The organism is uncultured Thiodictyon sp. (assembly GCA_903837595.1).
Classification (GTDB): Bacteria; Pseudomonadota; Gammaproteobacteria; order Chromatiales; family Chromatiaceae; genus Thiodictyon.
The window spans coordinates 1-2,552 of record CAILVI010000370.1 but is presented as its reverse complement, the minus strand read 5'-3'; the positions used below and the strand labels follow the sequence as shown (position 1 = coordinate 2,552).

Annotated in this window: 2 protein-coding genes; both read left to right on the top strand. The window is 64.3% G+C overall.

Translation table 11 applies throughout. The features are described 5' to 3' along the window. Positions 1–209: Fe-Mn family superoxide dismutase (locus QZY44_RS21260; protein ID WP_295451707.1), on the top strand; the 209-nt coding region annotated here is incomplete at its 5' end. A gap of 471 nt (positions 210–680) precedes the next feature. Then, positions 681–2,159 carry a transposase gene (locus tag QZY44_RS21255; protein WP_295451702.1) on the top strand — a complete coding sequence of 493 codons (1,479 nt, stop codon included), beginning with the start codon at positions 681–683 and terminating at the stop codon, positions 2,157–2,159. The last annotated feature ends 393 nt before the right edge of the window (positions 2,160–2,552 follow it).

Here is a 2,552-nt window from a genome sequence, read left to right as displayed (position 1 = left end):
GGCTGGTGAAAAACGCCGATGGCTCGCTGGCCATCGAACAGACGAGCAATGCCGGCACGCCACTCAAGGAGGGCAAGAAGCCGCTGCTCACCGTGGATGTCTGGGAGCACGCCTACTACATCGACTACCGCAATGCGCGTCCGAAGTACCTGGAAACCATCTGGGACAAGATCAACTGGGGCTTCGTCGCGGCCAATTTCGCGGGCTGATTCCCGGGAGTTCCGGGAGCGCTGAGCCCCTGGGAGCACCGAGCACCAGCTCGGCGCGCGTCCGCAGGGCGGCCTTGATCAAGGTTCCGCCCGCCGTCTGGCGTCCTGCACCGGCGAGCCGGTAGCGATGTCGGTAAGCCTCTGAATTGGAAAGCTGCCTGAGTAGGGGGCACTTTCGTTTACCCCAGCACAGAACGAACGATCAACGACTTACATGCATGGGGTCGGATTGAGAGCGAAAATTCACCCCAGCGCGGGGTGGGGCGGGATCATCGGTCGGGCCACCGGTCCTCACGGTAAGCCGTCGCAGCCGGGGTCGCTGCGATGCCGCCGACGCGGCCCGACCGCCGGGCGCGCCGAAGGTCTGCCGGGAACCGGCCGCCATCCTGATCAAAGCCGGCGGGTGTATACAAAAGGGCGGCCGCCAAGGGATCATATCGTTGTCGAGACGATCCGTTGCCGGAGGACCCCATGGCGGCCATTGAACTGAGCTTATTTGACTGGCGCGCGGTGGAGGCGCGCAGCGATCTGGATCGCTTCTATCTGGTGCGCGATCATCTCCCAGACGCCCAGTTGGTGCAATACCTGGAGGTCATGCGCGGGTCGGGGCGCGATGACTATCCGGTGGCGGCGATGTGGAACGCGGTGCTGGCCGGGGTGGTGTTCCAGCATCCGTCGATTGAGGCGCTGATTCGCGAGCTTGGGCGCAATCCGGCGTTGCGGGAAGCCTGCGGTTTCGCGGTGTTGCCGCTCCAGAAAAAGCCGGTGGCGCAACTGGTGCCGGACGCTGACACGGGGCGGATGAGCATCGCCTATGCGGCGCCGCCAGCGGCCCATGCCGCGGTGCCCGGGAGTTGGAATTTCTCGCGTTTTCTCGCCAACGTCATCGAACTGGAGGAGACGTTGGGGATGGTGACGGAGATGATCACGACGCTGCGTGAGCAACTGATGGAGGTCCTGCCGGAGTTCGGATGCCACTTGGGCTACGACGGCAAGGGAATCGACAGCCACAGCACCGGGCGGGTCAGTCGCCTGACGGGGGAGACCTCCGATCCCGACGCCGACTGGGGCAAGCACGAGACCAGCGGAGTCGACGCGAGCGGTAAGCCCTGGAAAAAAATCAAGAGTTGGTTCGGCTATGGCGTGCATCTGATCGCCGACACCCAGTACGAAATCCCGGTGGCGATGCACCTGACCCCGGCCTCCCATTCCGAGCAGATCGAACTGCGCGTCATGCTCAAAGAAACCTTCGCCGAAACCCCCGAACTGGCTGAGCGTTGCCGCGACTTCAGTGCTGATCGCGGCCTCGACAGTGCCGAGACCAAGACCCTGCTGTGGGAAACTTACGGCATCCGCCCCCTGATCGACACCCGCGAACTGTGGCGCGAGGAGAAGCAACACCCCGATTACGATCCCCGCCAGCCCATCACTCGCCCGCTGTTTCCCGCGCGGGTCGATACCATCGTCCATACCGAAAAAGGCAGCGTCCACTGCATTTGCCCGCAGACCGGAGAACAGCGCGACTTGGTCTTCCAAGGCTTCGAAGCCGATCGCAATGCACTCAAATACCGCTGCCCGGCCGCCGTCTATGGACTGGATTGCCAGGGTCGTGAACGCTGCCACCAGGCCGGCGGTGTCACGCCCGGGGAGTATGGGCGCATTGTGCGGATCAACCTCGACGACCATGATCGACGCATCTTCGTGCCGACCCCGCATGGCAGCCCCAGTTGGCACCGCGGTTACAACCGGCGCAGCGCCCTGGAGCGAATCAATAACCGCATCGACCACAGCTTCGGCTTCGAGCGGCATTTCATCCGCGGCTTGGCAAAAATGCAGACCCGGGTCGGCTTGGCGCTGGCGGTCATGATGGCCATGGCCCTGGGACACGTCAAAGACGGTCGCATCGCGCAGATGCGCTCGCTGGTTCAGCCCATCCCAGCCACCGGGTAATCTCAACGTCCGCCGCGTCCGCTCAGGCCGCCCGCGCGTCGCCTGCGGGTGTGGCTGTCCGCGGGAAGGGCGTTGTTAAGAAACCTTCTCAGTTGGGTGCCGCGGTGGCCCGATTTCGACGGCCTCGCGAGAAATCCCTACCGCGTCAGGCCCACCTGATCCTAATCTCGCGCGGTGGCGCCCGCGAAAAACGCCGCAGCGCAAACGGCTCGATCCGTGTCAGCCTTTGTGTCACGGCGTCTGCGTGAGAGAATCGCTCTTTTCGAGAGATCGGCACCAGCACGGCCCCCTGGCCTGATGCTCCCACCCCGAGCAGAGGTTGAAGATGAAACGCAGCGGACTCCATCACGCCGTCGGCGCCGCGCTGGCGGCCCTCACCCTCGCCGCCGCCGG